Below are 24,488 nucleotides of genomic sequence, written 5' to 3'. Positions count from 1 at the left end.
TCCGGTTTTATCCCTTCCCATGCACCAGGTTGCAGATTTCTTCCAGGGCCTTGGCAGGGTTTTCCTGCTGGAAGACGTTGCGTCCGATGCACATCCCGGCCACTCCGGCATCCAGGGTTTCGCGTACCGAGCGCAGGAAGGATTTGAAATCGCCGCTGCGCGGTCCTCCGCTCATGACCACGGGCACGGGGCAGGACGCGATGGCCCGGGCGAAGCTCTGGTTGTTGCCGCAATAGGGCACCTTGACCACGTCCGCGCCAAGCTCCGCGCCGATACGGATACTGTGCGCCACCAGGGACGGGTCGTTCTCGTTCACGATCTGTCCGCCGCGGGCGTAGATCATGGCCAGGAGCGGCAGGCCCAGCTGGTGCGCCTCTTCCACGCAGGCGCCGAGATCCGAGAGCATGCGGTCTTCAAGGTCGTTGCCGATGTTGATGTGCATGGAGACCATGTCCGCGCCAAGGCGCAAGGCTTCCTGCACGGAGCAGACCAGGGCCTTGTTGTACGAGGGTAGGCCGTGGCGGGTGCCGGCGGAGAGATGCACGATGAGGGACTGGTCCAGGCGAATCTCATTGGCGTGGGCCATGACCATGCCCTTGTGCAGGATCACGCCCTGGGTGGGCAGGTGCTGCACCCCGCGAAGCAGACTTCCCAGATCTTCCAAACCGGGGATGTTCCCTTCGGAAAGTCCATGATCCAGCGGCAGGATGATGGTTCGTTTGGATCCCGGATGAAAGAGGCGGGCCGCCTTGCGCAGGTATCCGATCATGATGCTCTCCTGTTTATGTTATCGATCCGACCACAGGCAACGATTGCCCTTGATCGTCAAAAAACCCAAGGGTAGTCCATTAAAATAGAATGCGAGGCGTTTTCCCGGTCCGGACCAGGACAGGCTCTGCCCGGACAGAAGTTCGCGGATCGTGTTCACCTGCTCGAGAACCAGGCTTTTTTCGTCCGGCCGTGGCGGAACAAACATGCGCAGCGTGGCATCGGCCAGGATGGAATCCCCGGCGCTTTTACCTACGGCATAGCCTTGCCAGCGGAGCTCCGCCGGAAGCTTTGCCGCCTGTTCCAAAATAAGATAGATGCGGCCGCCCACGCGCAAAAAACAGTGCTCCGGGAGCCAGCCCGTGTCCAGTCCGGTGCGGGCTGAAAATTCTTCGCGTGAAACAAGCTCGCCGGGCAATTCGGCTTTCGGCGCGCGCAGGCTCTTTTCCTGCTGACCCGGCTTGCCCAGCGCGGCCAGGAAAAATCCCTGCGCAAGGCTGCCTTCTCCGTCCACCAGCAGGCATCCGGGCAGGGACGGGGCGAACTTGAAGCCGGGAAATTCCGTCAAGGGCTCAGGCACAAGACCCAGGTGCTCCATGGCAAAACGGACCTGATCCTCGTTTTCGCGCACATTTGTGGTGCAGGTCGAATAAAGGAGTCGCCCTCCCGGGGCAAGAAGCCCTGCGGCCTTGGTCAAAAGTTCCCGCTGCAGGGTTTCCAGCGGCGCTGTTTTTTCCCCGGCCCACATCTGGGCGGCCTTGGGGTTCTTGTCCACCGTGCCCCAGCCGCTGCAGGGCGCGTCAAGAAGGATGTGCGGCCACGAGTCGTCTTGAAGAGGCAGGGACTGGCCTTCATATTTGCAGGTGGCCACGTTGTAGCAGCCGAGATGGCGCATGTTCACGCGCAGGGTGGCCAGGCGGTCCGGGCTTGGCTCGTTGGCCAGCACCAGCCCGGAGGGCCCGACCAGGCTGGAAAGGATGCCGGTCTTGCTGCCCGGGCTGGCGCAGAAGTCCAGCACCCGGTCGCCGGACGCGGGGGCCAGGGCCAGGGGCGGCAGCATGGAGGATTTATCCTGAATGTAAATGTAGCCGAACTTGGCCGCGATGCTTCGCCCGAGCGGCATGGGCTCGGCGGTCAGGGTTCGCGCCAGGTCGTAACAGGGCTGCGGCTCGAAACGAAAGCCTTCGGCCTGGAGCAGGGCTTCCACATCCTGGATCTGGTCCTTTGCGCACACCAGCCTGAAAGAGCGAGTGGTATTTTTCATAGAGGGGTGGTTTAAAGGCTTATTTGACAAGAGCCCCTGTAGCCATCAAGAAAGGGCCTGTCAAAGCGGAGGGTCCATGCAGTCGGAAAGGACGTCGGTTCAGTTGGTGGAGGTCGGGCGCGAGGAAAACGGCCGCAAGCTCGTCTCCTTTCTGGAGGCCCGGCTGGGGACGCTTCCGACGGGCCTGTTCATGCGTCTGGTGCGTACAGGACAGGTGCGCATCGACGGCCGCCGCTGCAAGCCCTTCGATCGCGTGTTGACGGGACAGACAGTGCGCGTTCCGCCCGTCACCGTGCAACGCAAGGAAAAGAGCCTGCGCGATCTGCCGGGGCTGCGGGGAGTGTTCGAGAACGACGAGATGCTCGTGATCGACAAGCTCGCCGGATTGCCCGTTCATGGCGGCACGGGCTGGACCGACTCCGTGCACGATCGGCTGAAGGCCTGCTTTGCGGGGCAGGCCTTCGTGCCCATCCCTGTGCATCGCCTGGACCGCGACACGTCCGGGCTTCTGCTCTGCGCCAAGACCCATGATTTTCTGCGTGCGATGCACGCGTCATGGCCCACGCTGACCAAGGGCTATCTGTGCTGGGTGGAAGGGGCATGGGCAGCGGCCGGCTGGCGGACGGTTGTTTCGGAGCTGGCCAAGGCCCAAACCGGAAGCGGTGAGCAGGTGGTCTCCGGGCAGGGTAAGCGGGCCGTGTCCCATGTTCATCCAGTGCTTGTGACGGCTGGGAAAAGCCTGCTGCTGGTCGTGCTCGGCACGGGGCGCACCCATCAGATCCGGGTTCATCTGGCCGATTGCGGTCACGCCATTGTCGGCGACCCCCGCTATGGCCAGGGCGGAGGGCTTCTTCTGCATGCGGCCGCCCTTTCCTGGCCCGGACACTCATTTTTTGTCCTGCCGCCCTGGCAGGACGAGTTTCGCATCGACCCCGGTCATGCGCAGGACATCAAGAATATTCTCGCCGCAGCTCCCGCCAAGGAGGGAACCATATGACCGATCGCCACGAATCCGCCCTGTATTGGGCTTTGAGTCTTCTTTTGATCACGGCCGCGACCCTGGCCAGATACTGGTTCGTGGTCACGGGGCAACTCAACCTCGCGCCCGACGAGGCCCAATACTGGGACTGGAGCCGGACCCTGCAGTGGTCCTATTATTCCAAGGGGCCGCTTATCGCGTTCATCAATTATGTCGGCACGGTCTTTCTAGGGGCCACGGAGCTCGGGGTGCGCGCCGGGGCCATGGTCGGGGCGATGATCATGCAGGTGGCCGTGCTGGGTTGGATCGGCATTTATCTGAAACGCATCCGCACCGCCTTCTGGACCCTCGTCGTCCTGAACACGACCATGCTCTTCATGGCCGGGGGCCTCCTTATGACCACGGACAACCCGCTCCTGGTCTGCTGGCTCCTGGGCATGATCTGCCTTAGCGTAACCGTGGACAAGGGTCACCTTGCGGCGTTCATCATGCTCGGGCTGTTTCTCACGCTCGGGATCACGGCCAAATATACCATGGTGCTGTTCATTCCTCTGGCGCTGGCGGCCGCGTTCTGGATCGGGCGCAAACAGGAAATGCCCGCGCTTTTCTGGCCCCGGCTCCTGAAAACCCTGGGCATCGGGGGCCTGGCCGGCATGTTGCCCATTCTGATCTGGAACGTCACCAACGGCTGGGTCGGGATCAAGCACGTCCTGTATCGCGGGGCCATGGCCGGGGACAAGGCCAAGGTCTTTTTCGAACTGAAGAACTTTCCAGAATATCTGGGCAGCCAGCTTGGCGTGGTCACCCCGTGGTGGTTCGTGTTCCTGTTTATCGGCGCCTGGCTGGTCGGCCGTCAGCTTTTGAAACGCAGCGAAGAACCCACCTTTCCCTGGCTCTCCCGGTCCGTGGGCATCATTCTGACCGTCTTTTTCTGGCCCGTGTGGCTCTTTTTCCTGTTCTGGAGCCTGCACACCAAGGTCGAAGCCAACTGGTCGGCCACTGCCTATCCGGCCGGAATCATGCTCGCGGCCCTGGCCGTGGAGCGTTTCACGCACCGCGACCCGCGTCCCAAATGGCGCTTCGCCTGGCCCGCCCTGGGCGCTGTCGTCTTCATCCTCTTGCATCTGCAAGGGTTCATCCCCTTCGACAGCCCCAAGAATCCGGTGCACCGGCTCATGGGCTGGCAGGACTTGGGCGCGCAGGTGGCCAAGGCCAGGGATGAGCTGGGCGGGGAGGACACAGTCTTTGTTTTTGGCAGTGAATACGGAGTTACGGCGGAGCTGGGTTTTTACGTTCCGGGCCAGAAAAGGGCGTTCTGTCTGGCCGGGGGGCGCAAGATGAACCAGTACGATCTGTGGCCCGGTCCGGACAGCGGGATGCAAAATGCGGTCTTTGTCTACAGGGGTCAAAAGGACAAGGTTTCAGACAGGGTGCTCCCCCTGTTCGAGAGCGTGGATGAACCCAGGGTCGTGACCACGGCGCACGGCAAACGCACCGGCCAGACCTTCACCATCTTCCTGTGTCGGGGCTACAAGGGCGCGTGGCCGGAGCAGGAAGGCGGCTCTTTTTGACGTGGCGGGGCTCTCATGCCCGCCACGCTCTTTTCCATGCACGACGCATTCTTCAGCTCATGAGAGCTTTTCTTGCCTCCCGCCACGCTTCGAATTCGGAAAGCCGGAGTCGATATCTGGCCAGCGTTCCCGGGTGAAGGCGCTTTAATTCGTCCTGAACCATTTCGACAAAGGCTTCCCGGTCCCGGGCTTTAATCCGTTCATGCGCAAACCGCTCCATGGCCTCTAGCACATCCTGTCGTCTGGAGCGCACGATATCAGCGACAATCTCCCTCAATTCCTGCCTGTAACGCAGACGCAAAGGGTCCGGGTCGGCCAGGCTCTTGCGCACGGCCACGTATTCCTTGGCCGAGCGTTCGTATGCCCAGACAAAGAGGTCCCGCAGCAATTCGATGCGGTTCATTTCGTACACGCCCAGGATCGCATCGACATAGGTCCGGTCCGGAACATCGATGAATGTCAGCGGCGAGAGATTGTTTTTGAGCAGCGGAATATTCGCGCCAAGCCGTGAGACGCGCTTGTTCACATCTTCGAAAGGTTGGAGGCACGGAAGCTGGACCAACACGAAAAACGCCTGTTCGAATGGGTCGGTAATGGCCGCCGCCTTGTTCAGAATGCTGTGAAAACATTCTTCGATAACCTGCGGCATGGCCAGGGGAATGAAGACTGACCCGCTGATCTGCACGGGCCTGAACCGCAAACGCCCCGATGCATCCGGATCAGGCATCAGGTTCTCTGAAAGGAGGCCGTGCAGGCTGAGCACGGTCTGCGCGTCAAAACCCACGGCATCGGCTTCATCGAGCAACAATTCGATGGCCGCCTTGTGGTTCAGGATCATCTGGGCGTCCTGGGCATCTTTGCCTTCCGCATGGCGACCGAATTCGATCAGCTCTTTCGTATCAAGCCGGGAGTAGGTGTTGCCTTCCAGACGGCTGGAGGCCCAGGACAAGTCAATCAGAAGTCGGTTCAAAATAGCCCGGCCGTGCGTGCCGGCCGGTCGGCCGAACGCGTCCGTCTCGCCGATAGCCCGCAAATGCCTTCTCGTGGCCTCGCTCAAATACCAGCTCAGGCTTGGAACGTAGTCGTCCAGGAAGTTTCGATCATAACCAATAGGCGTTCGGCCTGTCCGTGGGCGTCGGACATAGGCACAAATTTCTCTACCTTGTTCTGACAGGGGAATGCCGTCTGTGGCGTCAAACAATGCTGACGGCTCCGCTAGCAGCGTTGGCTGGGGGCCGAACAGGGCGGTCAGCTGATAGACGGTGGCTCTAGCGCGACCGGAAACGGCCACGGCTCCGATGGCCACGAGTTCGGACAGCCAGCGTTGCACCGTGCGTTGATGCGGCGGATTTCGCAGCGCCGCGCTGATGGCGGTGCTGGTTAGTCCGTCAGGATATTGGAGCAGAAGCTGCCGGATTTCTTCATGTCTCTGGGCGGAAATATGCATGCGCGGGCCTTACCGTGACAAATGATGACAAATCACGACATGGATGTGTCACGATTTGTCGCGATTTGCAAGGCGCGTGTCGTGATTTATGTCGCGATTATCTCTGCGACGCGCGCTGATTAGAGCTTCAGGTCGTGGTCGCGTAGGTAGTTCCGGGTGGCCAGGAAGGCGTCCTTTGTGTGCGGTTCGAAGGTGGCCGAAACCTTCCGGCCCGCAAGGCCTGTCCAGAGCTGGTCCCAGGGGATCAAGCCCTGACCCAGGCCAAGGTGGGCGTCGGAGTCGCCATCGTTGTCGTGCAGATGCAGGTGCAGGGGGAAGGGGGACAGGGCCGCGAGCCACTGCATTAGATTCCCCCGCTTGCGGCCTGCGGCGAAACAGTGCCAGTGCCCCACGTCCAGGCAGGCTCCGGCCTTGCCTCCAAGTCCTTGCAGCACGCGCACATGATGGTCCGGGCTCAGTTCAAACACGTTTTCAAGGTAAAGCGGCGCATCTGCCGTTTGATCCAGCACAAGCTCCCAGGTGCGCAGGGAATTTTCAAGCCATGCGTCCTGAAAATGGGAATAGATGACTCTGTTGTAGTCCAGGTGGGCGATGAAGTGGGCCGGGGCGTAGACCTGGGCCGTGTCCACGGCTTGCTGCAGGCGTTCCCTGCTCGCTTTCAGGATCATGGGGTCGAGGCTTCCCGGGCGCAGGTCGAAAAAGGGCAGGTGCACGGCGCAGGTCAGGCCCGCGTCATGAAAAATGCGGGCGGTCCTCCTGTGCCATTCGGCCGAAAACGTATCGAGGGCCAGGGCGTCAAGGCCAAGCTCGGGGTTCACCTTGCGGGTCAGAAAGAGGTCAAGATAACGAGGGTGCTCTTCGATGTAGCGCAGGGGCAGGTTGGTGAAGGTCATGGCTGCTTCGCCGCCTCGTCGCTAACGATGAGCCAGGTGTTAAAGGCCCCGGGCAGAAAGAGGATGGTCCGGGAGTGTCCGTCCGCCTTGAGTTTGGCCTCGACGCCGTGTTTGGTGACCCGCACCATGGATTCGGCGCTGTAGGGATTTTTCTTTTTGGCCGCCATGTCGCGTTCAAGCGATGCGGCGACGGCTTCGCGGCCTTGCGCGTCATTGCGCCTACCGGTCCGGTCGTAGGCCCGCAGGAGGGTTTTGAGGTCACCCTTGTCCCAAGCCTGGGCGCATTCCTGCAACCGCTCACGAATCTCCTTGCCGACCAGCTGGGCGTAGTCCACGCTGCCGCCCAGATTCTGCGGAATCCACTCCTCGCCCACGATCTTCCAGAGCTCGACCTGACGCATCCAGTACAGTCTGCGCCAGCCCTGTTCCCCATGCGGCAGGGTGCGCTCGGCAAAGACCGAGACCATGTAGTCCGGCCCCTGCACGACCTGCAGGTCCTCTATGCGGAGGTCGATCCACCGGGAGGTGGCGAATTCCTGCAGGATTTTCTGCCGGAAACGGGCAAAGCTCATACCCGTCGATTTTTCAAAGCGCGCGGGATCGTAGATCTCGAAAAAAGCATTCTCGCGCCGCTCCCGGGCCTTGATCCAGCCCCAGGTGCCGAGAACGATCTCCGGTGGCGGCCCTGCCTTGCCGGTCAAACTCACCGATTCCGCGATGACCACCGGAGTGGCGTGGATGCGCACATGCCGGTCCAGCGTGTCCACGTCGTCGTTTTCAAGGACAACGCAGCCAAGGGTCTGGCGCGGTCCGAAGCTGCGCCCACGGCCGTGGATCATGATCCCGTTGCCGGTCTTGCCCTGGATGCGGTCCACTGGATTGGGGTAATTAAGCGGAAAGGCCGTGTTGCCGAAGCTGTCGAAATCGAGCCCTCCCGTAGCCTTGCCCTGCAGGAAATAGACGCCTTCAGGGGTCTTGCGGTCGCCTTCGAGGAGCTTGCCGCCGCCGTGCATGCCTGTCGTGCAGGACATGTCTTTCATTTTTTTGAGTTCCCCATCCTTGTTGCGGACCACAAAGGCGCGTTGCCGGGCCATGTCCACGGCCATGAACAGCGGCGGCGCCTTTGGATGCGGGGCAAGGGAGGCGGTCCAGCTCTGGGGCCGGGCCGGGGCGGCAAACAGGAGTGACAGGAACGCCGCGATGAGGATGAAGGTGCGGGTGTCCATGGTGGTGGAACGGGAGGCCGGAGCCTCCCTAGCTTTTGGCGGTTTCGAGCAGTTCTTTGCGGGTGAAGATGGTCTGCAGGTCGAATCCGGCTTTTTCCAGATTCTCCCGGCCGCCCTGTTCGCGGTCGAGCACGCCCATGATACAGGCGATACTGAGGCCCTGGTCGCGCACGCGCTCAACTGCCGTGAGCAGTGTGCCGCCGGTGGTGATCACGTCTTCGAGCAGGCAGACGCTCTGCCCCGGTTCGAAGTTCTTCAGCCCCTCCAGATACTGGTTGGTGCCGTGCCCCTTGGACTGCTTGCGGATGATGAACCCGGGCAGGGGGTAGCCCTCCAAATGGGAGACCACCGTCACGCTTGATACCAGCGGGTCGGCGCCGAGCGTCATGCCGCCTACGCCCTTGACCCCGCCCTTGGCGCGGATCATGTCCAGAAAAAGCTTGCCGATGAGCCAGGCCCCTTCGGGATGCAGGGCCGTGTGCTTGCAGTCGAAATAGTAGTCGCTCTTCTTGCCCGAAGTCAGGGTGAAGTCGCCTTCGAGGTAGGACTTCTCGATGAGCAGACGGGCCAGACGCCTCTTCAGATCAATCATTTTTCTTCCCCTGCGAAAAAACGCGGTTGAACACGGTCTGTTCGTGTCGCAGATAGTAGTTCAGATCAAAAGCCTGATCCAGGCGGGCCGGGGAGAGATGGGCGGTGATGCCCGCGTCTCCTCGTACTGCGGCTTCAAAGGAGGTCCGATCCCGCCAGCAGTCCATGGCCACGGCCTGGACCATGACGTAGGCCTTCTGCCGGTCCAACCCCGCTTCCACCAGGGCGATGAGCACGCGCTGGGAGAAGAAGAGGCCGTAGGAGCCCATCAGGTTGCGCTCCATGTTCTCGGGGATGATGCGCAGGTTTGCAAGCAGCCCGTTCAGGCGGTTCAGCATGTAGTTCACCATGATGGTCGAATCGGGCATGATGACGCGCTCGACGGACGAGTGGCTGATGTCGCGTTCGTGCCACAGGGCCATGTTTTCCATGGCGGCCACGGCGTTGGTGCGGACCAGGCGGGACAGGCCCGTCAGGTTCTCGGCCGAAATGGGGTTCTTCTTGTGCGGCATGGCCGAGGAGCCCTTCTGGCCCTTGCCGAAACCTTCTTCCACCTCCAGCACTTCGGTGCGCTGCAGGTGCCGAAGCTCCACGCAGATACGCTCGATGCCGCCGGCGATGAGCGCCAGGGTGGTGAAATACTGGGCGTAGCGGTCGCGCTGGATGACCTGGGTCGAGATGGGGTCCACCTCAAGGCCGAGAATGGTCAGGGCGCGTTCCTCAAGCTCGGGCTCGAGCTGCGCGTAGGTGCCCACCGCGCCGGAAATCTTGCCGAAGCGGATGTTCTCCAGGGCGTCGACCCAGCGCTGCCGGTGGCGCTGGAACTCGGCGTGGAACACGGCCATTTTGAGACCGAAGCTGGTCGGCTCGGCATGGATGCCGTGGGTGCGGCCCATGCACAGCCTGCCCTGGTAGGTCTTGGCCATGGTTTCGAGGGTGCCGAGCAGCCTGTCCAGATCGGCCAGGATGATTTTTCCAGCCCTGGTCAGCAGCACGGCGTTGGCCGTGTCGACGATGTCCGAGGACGTGCAGCCGAGGTGGATGTATCTGGCCGAGGGGCCGACCTTTTCCTCCACGGCGGTCAGGAAGGCGATGACGTCGTGCTTGGTGGTTTCCTCGAGTTCGAGAATCCGGTCCAATTCGAAATCGGCCTTTTCTCTGATGGGGGCCATGTCTGCGGCGGGGATGACGCCCATGGCGTGCCAGCCTTCACAGATGGCCAGCTCAACTTCGAGCCAGACCCTGAATTTGTGTTCCAGGGTCCAGATCTCGCCCATTTCCTTGCGGGTATAACGATCGATCATGGTGGTGCGGGTGGGTTGATGTTTGGGGCCGCGGGCGCCTCGCGGCAGAAAATGAAAAAGGCAGCCGGAGCTGCCTTGGTCAGGACGCCGAAGAGGTTGTGTCCGGGGCCGGAGTGGACGAGGTGTCCTTTTTCTTACCGTTGCCGCCGGAGTCCTTGCTGTAGCCGGACGCGTACCAGCCGCCTCCTTTTAAAACAAAGGAGGTATTGGAGATAAGCCTCTGGGACGTGCCCCCGCAGACCGGACAGACTTTTTCCCTGTCCTTGAAATCCTTCTGCCATTCTTCGAAGATCTGACGGCAGTCTTCGCAGCAGTATTCATAAATGGGCATAGTTCTCTCCCTGAAAACAGGGCCTACTTTTTGGCAGCGGCCTTGGCTTCTTTGATGCGTTCCTTGATGCGCTCGGCACGACGTTTGCGGCGACGATCAATCTCTTTTTTGCGTTCGATTTTCTTCTGAGCCATTATGTATTCCTCCAATGGGATAAAATTGTAAGCTGATTCAAAGAAAGGGCACTTATAATAGTGCCACACCCTTTGTCCAGTGGCAATGTGCGTCAAAAGGCCTGCCCTAGACGGGCTGAAGCGAATATTCCCGCGAGCCGAGCCCGATGCGTGCGGCATACTCCAGCAGGTAGTCGCCCCGCACATGCCCGTGGATGGCCTCGAATTTGTCCTGCCCAGGCAGTATGTCCGCAGGGAGGGCGCTTGGGTGCAGGGGCTGGGCCTGATTGACCATGTCCAGACAGGCCTGGTCCAGGGCCACCGGGTTCCAGGAGGCCAGAAGCCCCAGGTCCGGGCAGATGGGCGCATCGGAAAAACCCGTGCAATCGCATCCGGGGCTGACCTGCTGGATGAAACTTAAATGTAAGGTCCGTCGTGATCGTGTCAAAAGCGTGGCCGCCGCATATTCGGCCATGCGCTCAAGGAAGGTGTTCACGTCCACCCGCCAGTCCACTTCCAGTCCGCCCGAGCGGCAGACCAGAAAGCAGGCCGCGCAGCCTGCGCATTTGTCGCGGTCGATGCTGATTTTGCTGTTCAGGTCCAGGGTGAGGGCGCCGTGGCTGCAGACCTCCACGCAGTGCCCGCATCCGGTGCAGTGCTCGGGGTGGATGGCAGGTCCCAGCCCGCAGTGCTGCTGCATCTTGCCCTTGCGGGTGGCGCAGCCCATGCCCACGTTCTTGATGGCCCCGCCGAATCCGGCCAGGTCGTGCCCCTTGAAATGGCTGACCGTGACCATCATGTCCGCATCGACGATGTCTCCGCCCAGATAAGCGAACTCGAAGTGTCTGCCCGGACAGGAAATGGCCCGCTCGTTGCCGCTTTTGAGCCCGTCGGCGATGATGACCGGGGCACCGAGGACGTTGGGGTCGTAGCCGTGGGCGGCGGCCTGCAGGGAGTGGGAAACCGACTCTCCGCGCTGACCCACATAGAGCGTGTTGGTGTCGGTCAGGAACGGCTTGGCTCCGCATTTGCGGATAAAGGCCAAAAGGGGCGCGAGCTGCAGGGGTCGTACATGGCCCGTGCCTCCGCCCTCGCCGAAATGGAGCTTGACCGCGGCCAGATCGCCGGAGCGAAGCTCCGCGCCAAGTCCGGTCAGCTTGAGCAGGCGCTTGATCTTGGCTTCATACGGAGCCTTGCGGGAGGCGCGCAGGTTCCAGAAATAAACGGGTTCGGCCACGGCTCACCTCGCCGGAATGGGTTCCTGGGCTTCGGTCAGCAGGAATCTGCCTTCCTGGATCCAGCGCTTGAGCTCTTCCGCTACTTCCAAAGAGAGGGTGTAGCTGGTCAGGGGCGTGGTCGGCACGTCTTTGCCTTCCACGGTGATGACGCCCTTCTTCAGGTCGGAGAAGCTGACGTGTCCGTATTTGGATGGGTATCCGTTCGGGTAGTCCTCGCCGTAGTCCACCACAGGCACCTGAATGTCCTCATCGGCCACCCCGGTGAACCAGGCCATCTCCTCGTTTAAAATGGGAATGGGGATGCCCAGGCCCACGGCCAGGGAGCAGCCGTAACCGACGATGCTGACTCCGCGCAGATAGCGGGCGCTCATGCCTTTGAGATCGCCCTTGACCATGAGGGTGCCCGAGGCGCTCATGGGCACGCCGCGTTCGTTGCGCTGGGGGTCGGGGACATGCTGGGTTCCTTCGCCGATGACGTAGCCGATCCCTCCGCCCAGGAAGATGCGGGTACCCAGGCCGATGGTTTTAAAATACGGATCGTTCAGGAGTGGGCTCAGCTCGCCGGCCGTGGCATAGTTGGCGTTGCCGATATTCGACTTGAGCGGGCCCATGTAGGTATATTTCAGCTTGTCCGTGCGGTTTATGGCGCAGTTGTAATTTTGATAGCAGTTGCGCGGATTGAAGAGAATGGCGTTGCGCAGCTCGGTCAGGGAAACGTTTTTTTCGATGGCCTTGCGCGGGTAGCAGTCCGTGCCGTAGGCCTCGGCCTTCAAATGCACGCGCTTGCCTTTGACCAGATCCTCGATGACATGGCCGCCGCCGTATTTGAACTGGCCGGGATAGACCTTGTTCAGAGGATCTTCTTCCGTCGGCTCGGTGACGCCGAGATAGGAATCCACTGCGGCAAGCCCCGCGTAGCAGGGCACTCCGTTGAGCCAGACCTTGGATGTCTTGATGGTCGGGGGCTGCTGGCCGATATTGAAAAGCAGGCCAGAGGAGCACATGGGCGAGAAAGTGCCGGTGGTGACGACGTCGACTTGTCTGGCGGCCTTGACCTTGCCTTCCTTGCGAACTAAACTGGTCATTTCGCTGGCGTTGAGGACGACCGCTTTTCCTTGTCGGATTTTTTCATTGATTTCGGCGATGGTTCTGTGGACTTCAAATGGTGCGCTCATGCATGTCCTCCAAAATATGTTATCGGGCCGCAGCCGGTCCGCAAGGGATGACTATGTCTGATTTGTACGCCGGAGTAAACCAGCCGGGGGCTGCGGCCCATGAGGGGAGCGAGTGAACGGCGCGCAGGTCGAAGTGGCGCTCACGCAGGCATTTTCCGCCGAGGAGCTGGACAAATGGCGCGCATCCCTGGGTTTGAGCGTGGAGGGCTCCGTGCTCACGGTGCGTTTCCCGCACAGATATTTTTCCGATTGGTTTGAAACGCACGCGCGGGTCCGTTTCGAGCAGGCCCTGGCCGGTTCGGGGCTGAGCATCGCCTACGAATGCCGGGACAGAAGTCGCTCCCGCATCGTGCGCGAGTCCCGGCCGGCGGGTCAGGCCCTGCCCTTTGGCTCCGAGTTCATTTTCGACAACTTCCTGGTCAACAACAAGAACTACTTCCCGCTGGCTTCGGCCCAGGAAGTGGCCCAGAGCCGGGAAGCTCCGTACAACCCGTTTGTGCTCTGCGGGGAAAGCGGGTCGGGCAAGTCCTTTTTGCTGCGGGCCATTGCCAACGCCAGGAGCGAACATGGCGCGGACGGGTCTTACGTGGGCGGCATCGAGGATCTGCACGAGCTGTACTCGTCCCGGTCCGATGCGCGAAAATTTTTGACCTCGATGCAGCTTCTGGCGGTGGACGACCTGCAGGAGATTGCCCGCTATCGCTACCTGCAGGGCGAGCTTTTGGCGCTCTTCGATCACTTCCATCTGCAACGCAAGCAGATGGTTTTTGCCTGCACGGGCAAGGTCGGAGGGTATACGTTTCTGGCGCCCAAGCTCAAGTCGCGTCTGGAGTGGGGCCTCAGCGTCATGCTCAAGGCCCCGGATCTGGATATCCGCACCCAGTACGCCCAGTCCCGTTGCCGGGAGCGCCGCCTGGATCTCTCCAAGGACAGAATCCTGCTCCTGGCCCAGCGGTTTGCCGATCTGCGCAATCTGGAAGGGTGTCTTTTGAAGCTGTGGGCCTACCGGGAGCTGGTCCATGACCATATTTCCGATGAAGAGTTTGACAATATTCTCAATTATCTGGACGATCGGGCCGTAACGAGCCTGAGCGTCGAACAGATTCTGGATGCGGTGTGCTCCAAATTCAACCTGAAGCCGGAAGATATCCTGTCCTCCGGCCGCAGGCACGACCTTGTTTTTGCCCGGCAGGTGGCCATGTACCTGTGCCGCAAACACCTCGGCCTGTCCTTTCCGGAGCTTGGTCGGGCTTTTGGCGGTAGAGACCACTCGACGGTCCTGTATAGCTGTCGAAAAGTCGAACAATTACAAAGAGATGATAAAAGCATAAAAAACATGTTACATGAGCTGAGCGATAAATGCCTGGCCATGAACGAAACAACCCTTGCCTAGTCAGGAGAAGGAGTCGGCGATGTTTTTGAAAGTGCGTAAGGAAGAGGTCATTGACGGGCTGCTCAAGGCCTCGAACATCATTCCGTCAAAAACCGGCGCGGCCTATCTGCGCACGGTCTGGCTCAAGGCCGAAGGAGACACCATTTCCATTCTGGCCACGGATTCGAGCATCGAGTTCGTGGGTGTCTATCCGGCCGTGATCAGCGATGGCGGTCTGGTCGGCGTGCAGGGCAAGAAGTTCTGCGAACTGATGCGCCGTCTCCCCCCCGGCGAAATCACCTTGAAGCTCGATCCTTCCGCCAAGCATCTGCACATCGAACAGGGTCGCCGCAAGTACAAGCTCCCGGCCAACGAGTCCTCCTGGTTCCAGGATTTCAACCCGTTTCCGGCTCAGAACGCCGTGCTCTGGTCCGGTGATCTCTTCAAGGAGATCATCGACCGCATCGCTTTTTGCATCGCCGACGACGAGGACCTGACCAGCATGAACTGCATCAAGTTCGCGCCCGTCGAGAACGACGACGTGGAGATCTGCGGTTTGAACGGCCATCAGTTCGGCCTGCTGCGCTTCTCCAACCCCGATATCCGCGCGGTCCTTGGCCAGGACGGGTTTCTTGTCTCCAAGAAGTACCTGCTCGAAATCCGCAAATGGCTGACCAACGACGAGATCGAGATCAGCCTTTCGGACAAGCGGCTCTTCCTGCGCACCGAGAACCGCAAGGAATCGTTCAGCCTGCCGCTTAAAGCCTATGTTTTTGCCGATTACCGCAACTTCATCAACCAGTACAAGGACCGCTTCGCTTCCAACCTAGTGGTGGACCGGCACGAGCTGACCGACGCCCTGGACCGCATCTTCGTTTTCAACACCGAAGCCAACAAGGCCACGTTCTTCGACTTCGGCCCCGAGGAACTGTCCCTTTACTGCCAGGGCCAGGACATCGGCGAAGGCACGGAGCTGATCAGCTGCCAGTATCAGGGCGAACTGTCCAAGATCGCCCTGCCGACCAAGGTCATCCTTGAGATCCTGGGGCACTTCGTGTCCGACTCCCTGACCTTTTCTTTCGTGGGACCGTCCGAACCCTGCCGCATCACCGGCAAGGACGACCCCAACTACATGATCATCACCATGCCTGTGGAGATCACTGAAGACACCTATTACAGCGAGGAAGAGCTGTAAGAGCTCTAATTGTAAGGGTTAAATAATATTGAAGAATCTTCTTCCGATCAGCGTGATGCTGAAAAATTACATAGAGATATTTGATATATGACACAAAAAACATCAACGTATACCGCAGACAACATCACCGTCCTTGAAGGGTTGTCCGCTGTGCGCATGCGTCCGGCCATGTATATCGGCTCGACCAACACCAACGGCCTGCATCACCTCGTCTATGAAGTCATCGACAACTCCATCGACGAAGCCATGGCCGGCTATTGCGACCATATCAAGGTCGTGGTGCACATGGACAACTCGGTCAGCATCGTGGACAACGGCCGTGGCATTCCCGTGGACATGCATCCCAAGGAAAAAAAGCCCGCCCTTGAAGTGGTCATGACCGTCCTGCATGCCGGGGGCAAGTTCGACAACGACAGTTACAAGGTTTCGGGCGGCTTGCACGGCGTGGGCGTGTCCGTGGTCAACGCCCTGTCCGAATACCTGGAAGTCACGGTCAGCCGTGGCGGCCATCGTCACTATCAGCGCTACTGCCGCGGCGTGCCGCAGGCCCCCTTGGCGGTGATCGGCGAGACCGACAAGACCGGCACCCTGGTCCGCTTCCGGCCCGACGAGGATATCTTCGAGGAGCTCGATTTCCAGTACGACGTGCTGGCCAAGCGCTTCGAGGAGCTGGCCTACCTGAACCCCGGCATCAAGATCGAATTTTTCGACGAGAAGAGCCAGAACCGGGACGTGTTCAAGTATGAAGGCGGAATCATCTCCTTCGTCAAGAACAAGAACCAGGACAACGGGATTCACAAGGTCGTCGGCGGGACCGGCGAGATGGAAGGGGTGAGTATCGATTTCGCCCTGCAGTATACCGCCGGCTACAAGGAAAACGTCTTTACCTTCGCCAACAACATCCGCACCAAGGAAGGCGGCACTCACCTGCAGGGCTTCAAGACGGCCCTGACCCGTGCCATCAACACCTACATCCAGAACAGCGATGTGCCCAAGAAGCTCAAGCAGAAGGTGTCCGGCGACGACGTGCGCGAGGGCCTGACCGCCATCATCAGCGTCAAGATCCCCAATCCGCAGTTCGAAGGCCAGACCAAGACCAAGCTCGGCAACTCCGAGGTGGCCGGATATGTGGCGACCATGGTCTACGAGGCCTTGAACCAGTTCTTTGGTGAAAATCCCAAGGACGTGCGTCTCATCATTGAAAAAGTCATCGACGCCGCCCGGGCCCGCGACGCGGCCAGGCGGGCCAAGGATCTGGTGCGACGCAAGGGCGCCTTGTCCGACAACGCCCTGCCCGGCAAGCTGGCCGACTGTCAGAGCAAGGACCCGGCCGAGTGCGAAGTGTTCATTGTCGAGGGTGATTCGGCCGGCGGCTCTGCCAAGCAGGGGCGCAATCCGAAGTTCCAGGCCATCCTGCCCCTGCGCGGCAAGATTCTGAACGTGGAGAAGACCCGCTTCGACAAGATGCTCCAGAACAAGGAAATAAAGGCCCTCATCACCGCCATGGGCGCGGGGATCGGCCAGGACGACGTGGATCTTGCGCGGCTTCGCTACCACAAGATCGTCATCATGACCGACGCCGACGTGGACGGGGCGCATATCCGCACCCTGATCCTGACCTTCTTCTTCCGTCACTACGAGGAGCTCATCAAGCAGGGCTACCTCTATATCGCCCAGCCCCCGCTCTACCGCGTGCACAAGGGCTCTTTCGAGCGCTACATCAAGGATGAAGACGAGATGAGCCAGTTCCTGATTCAGCGCGTAACCGAAGAGGTGGCCCTGATTCTTCCCGATCGGGAGCCCCTGACGGGCGAGGATCTGAGAGAGCTCCTGAACACCATCCTGGCCCTGCGCGAACTGGCCCAGGATGTCGCCAACATGGGCATCCCCGACGGATTGTTCATGCGGGTTGTCAACGCGCCCGGTGCCATCGAGCCCGATGAGCTGCGCGCAAACGGTCCGGACGAAGCGTTGACGGCGCACATGGCCGCGGGAGGCTTTTCCCTGGAGCTGATCAGCGAGCAGGACGAGCCCCAGAACGGCGAGGCGCTGGACACCGAGGCGCGTCATTATCTGCGTTTCATCGATGCCAACAATCATGTCATCCGTCTTGGCGTGGAATTCTTTTATTCCAAGCGCTATCGGCGGGCCGTGGAGCTTTTGGGCAAGATCAGGGAATTTGGTTCCGGGCAGGTCTGGACCATCCGGCACAAGGACGTGGAGCTGGAGGCGACGGGTCCCTTCGACCTGCTGCGCCAGGTTCTGGATCTGGCCCAGAAAGGGATCAACGTGCAACGCTACAAGGGTCTGGGCGAGATGAATCCGGAGCAGCTCTGGAGCACGACCATGGACCCCGAGGCCCGCACGTTCCTGCAGGTGACCATCGACGATGCGGTCGAGGCCGACGAGCTGTTCACCAAGCTCATGGGCGACAAGGTCGAACCCCGGCGTGAATTCATCGAGCGCAATGCCCTTCTGGTTTCGGACCTTGACATTTAGCTCGGGTTCAACAGCTTTTACAAGAAATTGAGGTGGATGTGTCCAACATCAGTATCGAAAAAGAACTTCAGAAATCCTATCTGGAATATTCGCTGAGCGTCATCATCGGCCGGGCCATCCCGGACGTGCGCGATGGCCTCAAGCCCGTTCATCGGCGTATTCTTTTCGCCATGCACGAGCTCGGCAACACGTACAACCGGGCTTACAAGAAGTCCGCCCGCGTGGTCGGTGACGTCATCGGTAAGTTTCACCCCCATGGCGACTCGGCCGTGTACGACGCCTTGGTGCGCATGGCTCAGGAATTCAACATGCGTGATCCCCTGGTCGACGGCCAGGGCAACTTCGGTTCCATCGACGGCGACTCCGCGGCGGCCATGCGTTACACCGAAGTGCGCATGTCAAAGCTGGCCGGCTCCTTTTTGGCCGACATCGAAAAGGACACGGTGGAATTTCGTCCCAACTACGACAACTCCCTGCAGGAGCCTTCGGTGCTGCCGACCAAGGTTCCGAACCTGCTGGTCAACGGATCCTCGGGCATCGCCGTGGGCATGGCCACCAATATTCCGCCGCACAACCTGGGCGAGGTGGTCGACGGGACGCTGCGGCTGCTTGACGATCCCCAGATGTCCATCGACGAGTTGATGCAGTACATAAAAGCCCCGGATTTCCCCACCGGCGCGCTCATCTACGGCAAGGCCGGCATCCGCGAGGCCTACCGCACCGGTCGCGGTTCGGTGCGCATCCGTTCGCGCATCGAGATCGAAAAGCGCAAGGGGGACCTGGAATCCATTGTCGTCAAAGAGATTCCCTACGCCCTGAACAAGTCCACCCTGGTGGAAAAGATCGCCATGCTGGTCAACGAGCGCAAGATCGAGGGCATCTCCGACCTGCGCGACGAATCGGACATGAAGGGCATCCGCATCGTCATGGACCTCAAGAAGGGCGTCTTCTCCGATGTGATCGTCAATCAGCTCTTCAAATTCACGTCGCTCGAAACCAGCTTCGGCATCAACATGATGGCGGTCGTCAACAACCGGCCCCAGCTGCTGAATGTGAAGCAGGTGCTGGAATATTTTCTGGACTATCGCCGCGAGGTGGTCATCCGCCGTTCCCGCTTCGACCTCAGGAAGGCCCAGCATCGGGCGCACATCCTTGAAGGCCTGCGTATCGCCCTTGATTTCATCGATGAAGTGGTCGCGCTTATCCGCGCCTCCAAGACCCCGCAGGAGGCCAAGGAGCGTCTGCGTGAACGCTTCGGCCTGTCCGAGATCCAGGCCCAGGCCATTCTCGACATGCGCTTGCAGCGGCTGACCAATCTGGAGCGCGAAAAGCTCCTGGAGGAATATGCCGAACTCCTGAAGCAGATCGAATATCTGACCAGCGTCATCGAGAACACGGAAGTCTTGAAATCCGTCATCCGCCAGGAACTCCAGGATCTGCGCGACAATTTCGCAACGCCCCGCAAATCCGAAATTCTGGCCCATGATCCCGATTCCATCGACATCGAAGACATCATTCCCGACGAGCCGGTGGTCATCACCCTGTCCCGCAACGGGTATTTGAAGCGCACCAGTCTCGACAACTATCGCCAGCAGCGCCGTGGCGGCACGGGCATCACCGGGGTGCAGGTCGCGGAGGAGGATTTCATCACCTTCATCCTGACGACCTCCAACCACCAGTACATGAATCTGTTCAGCAACAAGGGCAAGATGTACCAGGTCAAGGTGCACCAGATCCCCGAGGGCGGACGCACGGCCCGGGGCAAGCACGTGGCCAACCTGCTGCCGCTGGACAGCAACGAATACATCGCCGCGGCCATGACCTGCCGCGATCTGGACCAGGAGAAATTCTACTTCTTCTACACCAAGCTCGGCGTGGTCAAACGCAGCTCCGTCCATCTCTATCGCAACATTCGCGCCGTGGGTCTCATCGCCCTTGGCATGCGTGACGACGATGAGCTTATCGGCGTGCGCGAGGTGGAAACCAACGACGAGATGGTGCTGGTCACGGTGGACGGCTATTCCATCCGTTTCGCCTGCTCCGATGTGCGCGCCATGGGCCGCACCGCCACCGGCGTGAAGGGCCTGGCCCTGCGCAAGGGCGATCAGGTCGTGGCCGGCGTGGTGGTCAACAAGGACACTCAGCAGGAGCTTCTGACCATCGCGGAGAACGGCTACGGCAAGCGCACCCAGGTGGAGCACTTCCGGGCCCAGTCGCGCGGCGGCAAGGGCATCATCAACATGCGCATCACTCCCAAGACCGGCAAGGTTGTCGGGGCCATGATGGTCTACCCCACGGATGAGCTCATCCTCCTGACTTCGGGTAGCAAGATCATCCGCATCGGCATCTCCGACATCAGCCTGGTCGGCCGGGCCACCCAGGGAGTGCGCCTGGTTCGCCTTGAGGACGAACAGACCGTGGTCTGCTTCGACCATGTGCCGACCGATGCTCCGGAAGTGAGCGGCGTTCCGCGTGCGGAGGTGCCTTCGCCCGATTCGGATCCGGAAGATTCCGTCGGCCCGGATGATGTGGATCTGCCCGATGATGACGAGATGCTGGATGAAACCGATGAGTCGCAGGAATAGACCTGTGGGTTTTTGAACAGCTGATGGGGGCGCGCTCCGCTGGGGCGCGCCTTTTTTTAAGGCGCCGGCCCATGCGTGCCGCCGCACTGGACGTCGAGAGCCCGGTCGTGTAAGGGGCCATGGCATGAAACGTGTGCGAAAGACCGTGGGGTACGTAAGGAGCAAGGGACGGGCGAAATGCCGGGTCCCTTTTTTTTGGCCACGATGCAATCACAACCCCCGCAGGGGCGGCAAGGCGGAGCTATGAATTGGCGGCATAAGGACCTTTTGGAAATTTCCCAGCTCGACACGGACGAGATCGCCCATGTTTTCGAGACGGCGGCCCGGTTCGCGGAAGTGAACCAGCGGCCCATCAAGAAGGTGCCCATCCTGAAGGGCAAGAGCGTGGTCCTGTTTTTCGCCGAGGCGTCCACGCGCACCAAGACCTCTTTCGACATGGCCGGCAAGCGCCTCTCCGCCGATACATTCAGCCTGACCAAGTCGGGCAGCTCCCTGCAAAAGGGCGAGAGCCTCAAAGACACGGCCCTGACCCTGCAGGCCATGAACCCCGACGCCATCGTCATCCGGCACTGGGACAGCGGGGCGGCCAGGTTTCTGGCCGAACGGCTGTCCTGCTCCGTCATCAACGCCGGCGACGGCTGGCATGCCCACCCCACCCAGGCCCTCTTGGACGGGTTCACCCTGCATCAGGTCTGGGGCTCTTTTGCGGGCAAGACCGTGTGCATCCTTGGTGACATCGCGCATAGCCGGGTGGCCCGTTCGAACGTGGAACTTTTGACCATGCTCGGTGTGCGGGTGCGGCTCTGCGCCCCGCGCACATTGCTGCCGGCCATGGTCCGGACCTGGCCGGTGGAGGTTTTCTCCGACGTGGCCAAGGCCTGCGAGGGGGTGGACGCGGTCATCTGCCTGCGTCTGCAGCTGGAGCGCCAGCAGGCGGGGCTCCTGCCTGATCTGCGCGAATACGCCTGCACCTATGGCCTCTCGCCCAGGCATCTGGAAAAGGCCAATGCGGATGTGAAGATCATGCATCCCGGTCCCATGAACCGGGGCCTTGAGATCGCCTCGGAACTGGCCGACTGCGGGGCGAGCCTTATTTTGGATCAGGTCGCCTCGGGCGTGGCCGTGCGCATGACCCTTTTGCACCTGTATTTGACCCGGACCCGGATTTCGGCATGATAAATTTTACGATGGTGGTACCATGGCACATGTAGATTGTCTGATTCGCAATGTTTCCTGGGAGGATCGCAGCTGCGACCTCTTCATTGGCGAGGGCCGAGTGCTGGAACTGGCCGAGGCCGGAACCGTTGCCGCGCCTGTTGACATGTCCGGGGTCCAGGTTGTCGATGCGGGGGGGCTAACCCTCCTGCCGAGCCTCATCGACGCGCACGTGCATCTGCGCGAGCCTGGCCAGGAATACAAAGAGGACATCAGGTCCGGCCTGTCCGCCGCAGCCGGGGGAGGCTTTGGCCAGGTCATGGCCATGGCCAACACGAGCCCCGTCAACGACAACGCCTCGGTGACACGCTTCATGCTGCAAAAGGCGCGGGAGGCCTTTCCGCATGGCCCCTGGGTGCGGCCGGTGGGGGCACTGACCGTGGGCCTTCTGGGCAAGGAGCTGGCCGCGGCCGGGGAACTGGCCCGAGCCGGTTGCGTGGCCCTGTCCAACGACGGCTTGCCTGTCGAAAACGCGGAGCTTTTTCGGCGGGCCATGGAATATGCGGCGGATTTCGGCCTCAAGGTCATCGACCACTGCGAGGACCCGTGGCTGGGCAAGGGCGGAGTCATGAACGAAGGCGAGGTTTCGAGCCGTCTGGGCCTCAAGGGCATTCCCACCGCATCCGAGGCCATGCAGGTCGCCCGTGACATCCTTTTGGCCTCCTATCTGGACCTGCCCATCCATCTGGCCCACATCAGCTGCCGGCAGTCGGTGGAGCTCATCGCCGGCGCCAAGGAGCGCGGCGTCAAGGTCACGGCGGAAACCTGCCCGCACTACCTGCTCTGGGATGAATCCCGGGTCGAGAGCTACGATACCAGCGTGCGGGTAAATCCCCCCCTGCGCACCCGCGACGATGTGCTGGCCCTGCGCCAGGCCGTGCGCGCGGGAGTCATCGACATCCTGGTCACGGACCACGCGCCTCACGCCGCCCACGAAAAGGAAGTGACCTTCGCCGACGCGCCAAACGGCATTTCCGGCCTTGATACGGCACTGTCCCTGACCTATGAACTGGTGCGCAGCGGGGAGCTTGAATTTGCGGACATAAGCCGTTTGTGGTGCTGGAACACGGCCGCCATCTTCGATCTGCCCGCCAACCGCTTGCGGCCAGGAGACCCGGCGGACTTTGTGCTTTTTGATCCTGATCTGGCATGGGTGGCCACGGCCGGGGCCCTCTTGTCCAAGGGCAAGAACACGCCCTGCCTGGACAAGGAGGTGCCGGGCCGGGTCATGGCGCATTTTCTGGGCGGCCGGGCTGTCTTTTCCAGGCTGGAGGCAATCACGCTGACGCGCCCTTGATGCGGGCGGGGCCGAATTGATTTTTGCAAGCAGGGAAGCACGGAAAGAATATGGCCAACATACTTATCGTCGACGATGACCTGAGCCTGCGTGAAGTCCTGGAGATCGCCCTGATCAAGAAAGGGCATGCGGTCTGGACCGCGCCCGATTCCGCCACGGCCCTGGCCGTGCTGCAGCAGCAATCCATCGCCCTTATCCTGCTGGACCTGCGCCTGGGCCGCGAAAGCGGGATCGATCTCCTGGTGCGCATCCGCGAGACCTGGGCCGAGGTGCCTGTGCTCATGGTCACGGCCTACGCCGACGCCAAGAGCGCCATCACGGCCATGAAGCATGGCGCCAAGGACTATATCTCCAAGCCCTTCGAGCTCGACGACCTGCTCTACACGGTGGAGCGCACCCTGGAAACGGCCCGTCTCAAAGAGGAAAATGACTGGCTCAAGGGGCAGATCAGCAAGCAGTACGGCGAGATCATCGGTGGAAGCCGGCAGATGCAGGCCGTCTTCGACCTGGTCCGGCGCATCGCCCCGACAAACATCAGCGTGCTCGTGACCGGCGAGTCCGGGACGGGCAAGGAGCTCTTCGCCCGCTGCATCCACAGCCAGAGCCAGCGCGCAAAGCATCCTTTCCTGGCCATCAACTGCGGCGGCTTGCCGGAGAATCTGGTGGAAAGCGAGCTGTTCGGCTTTCGCAAGGGTGCCTTCACCAGCGCTGACCGCGCCAAGAAGGGCCTGCTCGAAATGGCCGAGGGCGGGACCCTTTTTCTGGACGAAGTGGGCGAGCTTGCTCATTCCACGCAGGTCAAGCTTTTGCGCTACGTGCAGGAGCGCTGCTTCATTCCCCTTGGCGGGACGGAGGAGCTGCGCTCGGACGTGCGCATCATCGCGGCGACCAATCGCAACGTCGAGCAGAGCGTGGCCGACGGCGATTTTCGCGAGGATCTCTATTATCGTCTGAGCGGGGTCAAGGTGCATCTTCCGCCTCTGCGCGAACGCGGGGACGACGCGCTGACCCTGGCCGACCATTTTCTGGAAAAGGCGTGCCGCGCCCAGAAGCGTCAGCTGCGGGGATTCACCGCCGATGCGCGCAAGAAGCTGCTGGCCTACGGGTATCCCGGCAACGTGCGCGAACTCGAAAACATCGTGGAGCGGGCCGTGGCCCTCGAACCCGGTGACACCGTCACGGCGGATTCCCTGGTCATCTATGAAAAAATCACCTCCACGGATCAGGATGGTGGAATCCAGAAAGTCCTGTCCGGACAGATGACCCTCGACGAATACCTTGCCGTGCATGAGCACAAGGTCATTTCCGAGGCGCTGCGGCGCTGCGGCGGGCACAAGGGGCGGGCCGCGGAGATGGTCGGACTCAACTTCAGGCAGTTCCGCTACCGCTTGACCAAGTCAGGGGAAAAAGATGAAGATATTTAGA

The 24,488-nt window shown here is 60.9% G+C and carries 19 protein-coding genes; 9 read left to right on the top strand and 10 right to left on the bottom strand.

Going from position 1 to position 24,488, the window contains the following annotated elements:
* Nucleotides 1-7: 7 nt before the first annotated feature.
* Together DBAC_RS15565 and DBAC_RS15560 are read right to left on the bottom strand one after the other, a co-directional pair.
* Complete coding sequence (locus DBAC_RS15565) at nucleotides 8-769, bottom strand: class I fructose-bisphosphate aldolase (RefSeq protein ID WP_015775274.1); 762 nt, start codon at nucleotides 767-769, stop codon at nucleotides 8-10.
* Nucleotides 770-787: 18 nt separating this feature from the next.
* Nucleotides 788-2,032, bottom strand: coding sequence for an NOL1/NOP2/SUN domain family protein (locus DBAC_RS15560; protein ID WP_015775273.1), 1,245 nt, complete (start codon nucleotides 2,030-2,032; stop codon nucleotides 788-790).
* 76 nt (nucleotides 2,033-2,108) lie between these two features.
* On the opposite strand from DBAC_RS15560, the gene DBAC_RS15555 reads away from it, so the two are divergent.
* Entirely contained in the window at nucleotides 2,109-3,029 is a 921-nt protein-coding gene (locus tag DBAC_RS15555; RefSeq protein ID WP_015775272.1) for an RluA family pseudouridine synthase, read from the top strand.
* Nucleotides 3,026-4,582 carry an ArnT family glycosyltransferase gene (locus DBAC_RS15550; RefSeq protein WP_015775271.1) on the top strand — a complete coding sequence of 519 codons (1,557 nt, stop codon included), beginning with the start codon at nucleotides 3,026-3,028 and terminating at the stop codon, nucleotides 4,580-4,582. The genes DBAC_RS15555 and DBAC_RS15550 overlap by 4 nt, the downstream gene beginning before the upstream one ends.
* Nucleotides 4,583-4,634: 52 nt before the next feature.
* Here the strand turns inward: DBAC_RS15550 and DBAC_RS15545 are convergent, their stop codons facing one another.
* The 8 genes from DBAC_RS15545 to DBAC_RS15510 all read right to left on the bottom strand — a co-directional run bounded on the left by DBAC_RS15545 (nucleotide 4,635) and on the right by DBAC_RS15510 (nucleotide 12,900).
* Nucleotides 4,635-6,029, bottom strand: coding sequence for a Fic family protein (locus DBAC_RS15545; RefSeq protein ID WP_015775270.1), 1,395 nt, complete (start codon nucleotides 6,027-6,029; stop codon nucleotides 4,635-4,637).
* A 119-nt stretch (nucleotides 6,030-6,148) separates the two neighbouring features.
* Nucleotides 6,149-6,922, bottom strand: coding sequence for a sugar phosphate isomerase/epimerase family protein (locus tag DBAC_RS15540; RefSeq protein ID WP_015775269.1), 774 nt, complete (start codon nucleotides 6,920-6,922; stop codon nucleotides 6,149-6,151).
* Nucleotides 6,919-8,148, bottom strand: a complete 1,230-nt coding sequence (locus DBAC_RS18115) for a L,D-transpeptidase family protein (protein ID WP_015775268.1) — start codon at nucleotides 8,146-8,148, stop codon at nucleotides 6,919-6,921. Before DBAC_RS18115 ends, DBAC_RS15540 begins: the two co-directional genes overlap by 4 nt.
* Before the next feature lie 28 nt (nucleotides 8,149-8,176).
* Complete coding sequence (pyrE, locus tag DBAC_RS15530) at nucleotides 8,177-8,740, bottom strand: orotate phosphoribosyltransferase (protein WP_015775267.1); 564 nt, start codon at nucleotides 8,738-8,740, stop codon at nucleotides 8,177-8,179.
* Complete coding sequence (purB, locus tag DBAC_RS15525) at nucleotides 8,733-10,043, bottom strand: adenylosuccinate lyase (RefSeq protein ID WP_015775266.1); 1,311 nt, start codon at nucleotides 10,041-10,043, stop codon at nucleotides 8,733-8,735. The genes pyrE and purB overlap by 8 nt, the downstream gene beginning before the upstream one ends.
* A 79-nt stretch (nucleotides 10,044-10,122) precedes the next feature.
* Nucleotides 10,123-10,374: an FmdB family zinc ribbon protein gene (locus DBAC_RS15520; RefSeq protein WP_015775265.1), complete on the bottom strand. Its 252-nt coding sequence runs from the start codon at nucleotides 10,372-10,374 to the stop codon at nucleotides 10,123-10,125.
* 240 nt (nucleotides 10,375-10,614) lie between these two features.
* Nucleotides 10,615-11,724: a DUF362 domain-containing protein gene (locus DBAC_RS15515; protein ID WP_015775263.1), complete on the bottom strand. Its 1,110-nt coding sequence runs from the start codon at nucleotides 11,722-11,724 to the stop codon at nucleotides 10,615-10,617.
* A 3-nt stretch (nucleotides 11,725-11,727) separates the two neighbouring features.
* Nucleotides 11,728-12,900, bottom strand: a complete 1,173-nt coding sequence (locus tag DBAC_RS15510; protein ID WP_015775262.1) for a homocysteine biosynthesis protein — start codon at nucleotides 12,898-12,900, stop codon at nucleotides 11,728-11,730.
* Nucleotides 12,901-13,012: 112 nt separating this feature from the next.
* On the opposite strand from DBAC_RS15510, the gene DBAC_RS15505 reads away from it, so the two are divergent.
* The 7 genes from DBAC_RS15505 to DBAC_RS15475 all read left to right on the top strand — a co-directional run bounded on the left by DBAC_RS15505 (nucleotide 13,013) and on the right by DBAC_RS15475 (nucleotide 24,487).
* Nucleotides 13,013-14,293: a DnaA/Hda family protein gene (locus DBAC_RS15505; protein WP_015775261.1), complete on the top strand. Its 1,281-nt coding sequence runs from the start codon at nucleotides 13,013-13,015 to the stop codon at nucleotides 14,291-14,293.
* A gap of 19 nt (nucleotides 14,294-14,312) precedes the next feature.
* Entirely contained in the window at nucleotides 14,313-15,467 is a 1,155-nt protein-coding gene (gene dnaN, locus DBAC_RS15500; protein ID WP_015775260.1) for a DNA polymerase III subunit beta, read from the top strand.
* A gap of 87 nt (nucleotides 15,468-15,554) precedes the next feature.
* A complete protein-coding gene (gene gyrB / locus DBAC_RS15495) occupies nucleotides 15,555-17,966 on the top strand; it encodes a DNA topoisomerase (ATP-hydrolyzing) subunit B (RefSeq protein WP_015775259.1) in 2,412 nt (803 codons plus the stop codon).
* A 38-nt stretch (nucleotides 17,967-18,004) separates the two neighbouring features.
* A complete protein-coding gene (gene gyrA / locus DBAC_RS15490; RefSeq protein WP_015775258.1) occupies nucleotides 18,005-20,551 on the top strand; it encodes a DNA gyrase subunit A in 2,547 nt (848 codons plus the stop codon).
* Between the two features lie 243 nt (nucleotides 20,552-20,794).
* Nucleotides 20,795-21,727, top strand: coding sequence for an aspartate carbamoyltransferase catalytic subunit (locus tag DBAC_RS15485; protein ID WP_015775257.1), 933 nt, complete (start codon nucleotides 20,795-20,797; stop codon nucleotides 21,725-21,727).
* 22 nt (nucleotides 21,728-21,749) lie between these two features.
* Nucleotides 21,750-23,063: a dihydroorotase gene (locus tag DBAC_RS15480; protein WP_015775256.1), complete on the top strand. Its 1,314-nt coding sequence runs from the start codon at nucleotides 21,750-21,752 to the stop codon at nucleotides 23,061-23,063.
* 50 nt (nucleotides 23,064-23,113) lie between these two features.
* The gene (locus DBAC_RS15475) at nucleotides 23,114-24,487 is read left to right on the top strand and encodes a sigma-54-dependent transcriptional regulator (protein ID WP_015775255.1); all 1,374 of its coding nucleotides are present in this window, start codon (nucleotides 23,114-23,116) and stop codon (nucleotides 24,485-24,487) included.
* Nucleotide 24,488: the final 1 nt, after the last annotated feature.

Source organism: Desulfomicrobium baculatum DSM 4028 (assembly GCF_000023225.1).
Lineage (GTDB): Bacteria > Desulfobacterota > Desulfovibrionia > Desulfovibrionales > Desulfomicrobiaceae > Desulfomicrobium > Desulfomicrobium baculatum.
The sequence above is the reverse complement of the archived record's forward strand: the minus strand, read 5'-3'. Positions and strand labels throughout refer to the sequence as shown.

Excerpts from the sequence above, each read along its gene's own strand:
- DBAC_RS15560 (WP_015775273.1), bottom strand. The coding sequence starts at position 2,032 with ATGAAAAATACCACTCGCTCTTTCAGGCTGGTGTGCGCAAAGGACCAG.
- pyrE (WP_015775267.1), bottom strand. The coding sequence starts at position 8,740 with ATGATTGATCTGAAGAGGCGTCTGGCCCGTCTGCTCATCGAGAAGTCC.
- DBAC_RS15550 (WP_015775271.1), top strand. The coding sequence starts at position 3,026 with ATGACCGATCGCCACGAATCCGCCCTGTATTGGGCTTTGAGTCTTCTT.
- DBAC_RS15520 (WP_015775265.1), bottom strand. The coding sequence starts at position 10,374 with ATGCCCATTTATGAATACTGCTGCGAAGACTGCCGTCAGATCTTCGAA.
- purB (WP_015775266.1), bottom strand. The coding sequence starts at position 10,043 with ATGATCGATCGTTATACCCGCAAGGAAATGGGCGAGATCTGGACCCTG.
- DBAC_RS15485 (WP_015775257.1), top strand. The coding sequence starts at position 20,795 with ATGAATTGGCGGCATAAGGACCTTTTGGAAATTTCCCAGCTCGACACG.
- gyrB (WP_015775259.1), top strand. The coding sequence starts at position 15,555 with ATGACACAAAAAACATCAACGTATACCGCAGACAACATCACCGTCCTT.
- DBAC_RS15510 (WP_015775262.1), bottom strand. The coding sequence starts at position 12,900 with ATGAGCGCACCATTTGAAGTCCACAGAACCATCGCCGAAATCAATGAA.
- DBAC_RS15540 (WP_015775269.1), bottom strand. The coding sequence starts at position 6,922 with ATGACCTTCACCAACCTGCCCCTGCGCTACATCGAAGAGCACCCTCGT.
- DBAC_RS18115 (WP_015775268.1), bottom strand. The coding sequence starts at position 8,148 with ATGGACACCCGCACCTTCATCCTCATCGCGGCGTTCCTGTCACTCCTG.
- DBAC_RS15475 (WP_015775255.1), top strand. The coding sequence starts at position 23,114 with ATGGCCAACATACTTATCGTCGACGATGACCTGAGCCTGCGTGAAGTC.
- DBAC_RS15545 (WP_015775270.1), bottom strand. The coding sequence starts at position 6,029 with ATGCATATTTCCGCCCAGAGACATGAAGAAATCCGGCAGCTTCTGCTC.
- DBAC_RS15565 (WP_015775274.1), bottom strand. The coding sequence starts at position 769 with ATGATCGGATACCTGCGCAAGGCGGCCCGCCTCTTTCATCCGGGATCC.
- dnaN (WP_015775260.1), top strand. The coding sequence starts at position 14,313 with ATGTTTTTGAAAGTGCGTAAGGAAGAGGTCATTGACGGGCTGCTCAAG.
- DBAC_RS15480 (WP_015775256.1), top strand. The coding sequence starts at position 21,750 with ATGGCACATGTAGATTGTCTGATTCGCAATGTTTCCTGGGAGGATCGC.
- DBAC_RS15555 (WP_015775272.1), top strand. The coding sequence starts at position 2,109 with ATGCAGTCGGAAAGGACGTCGGTTCAGTTGGTGGAGGTCGGGCGCGAG.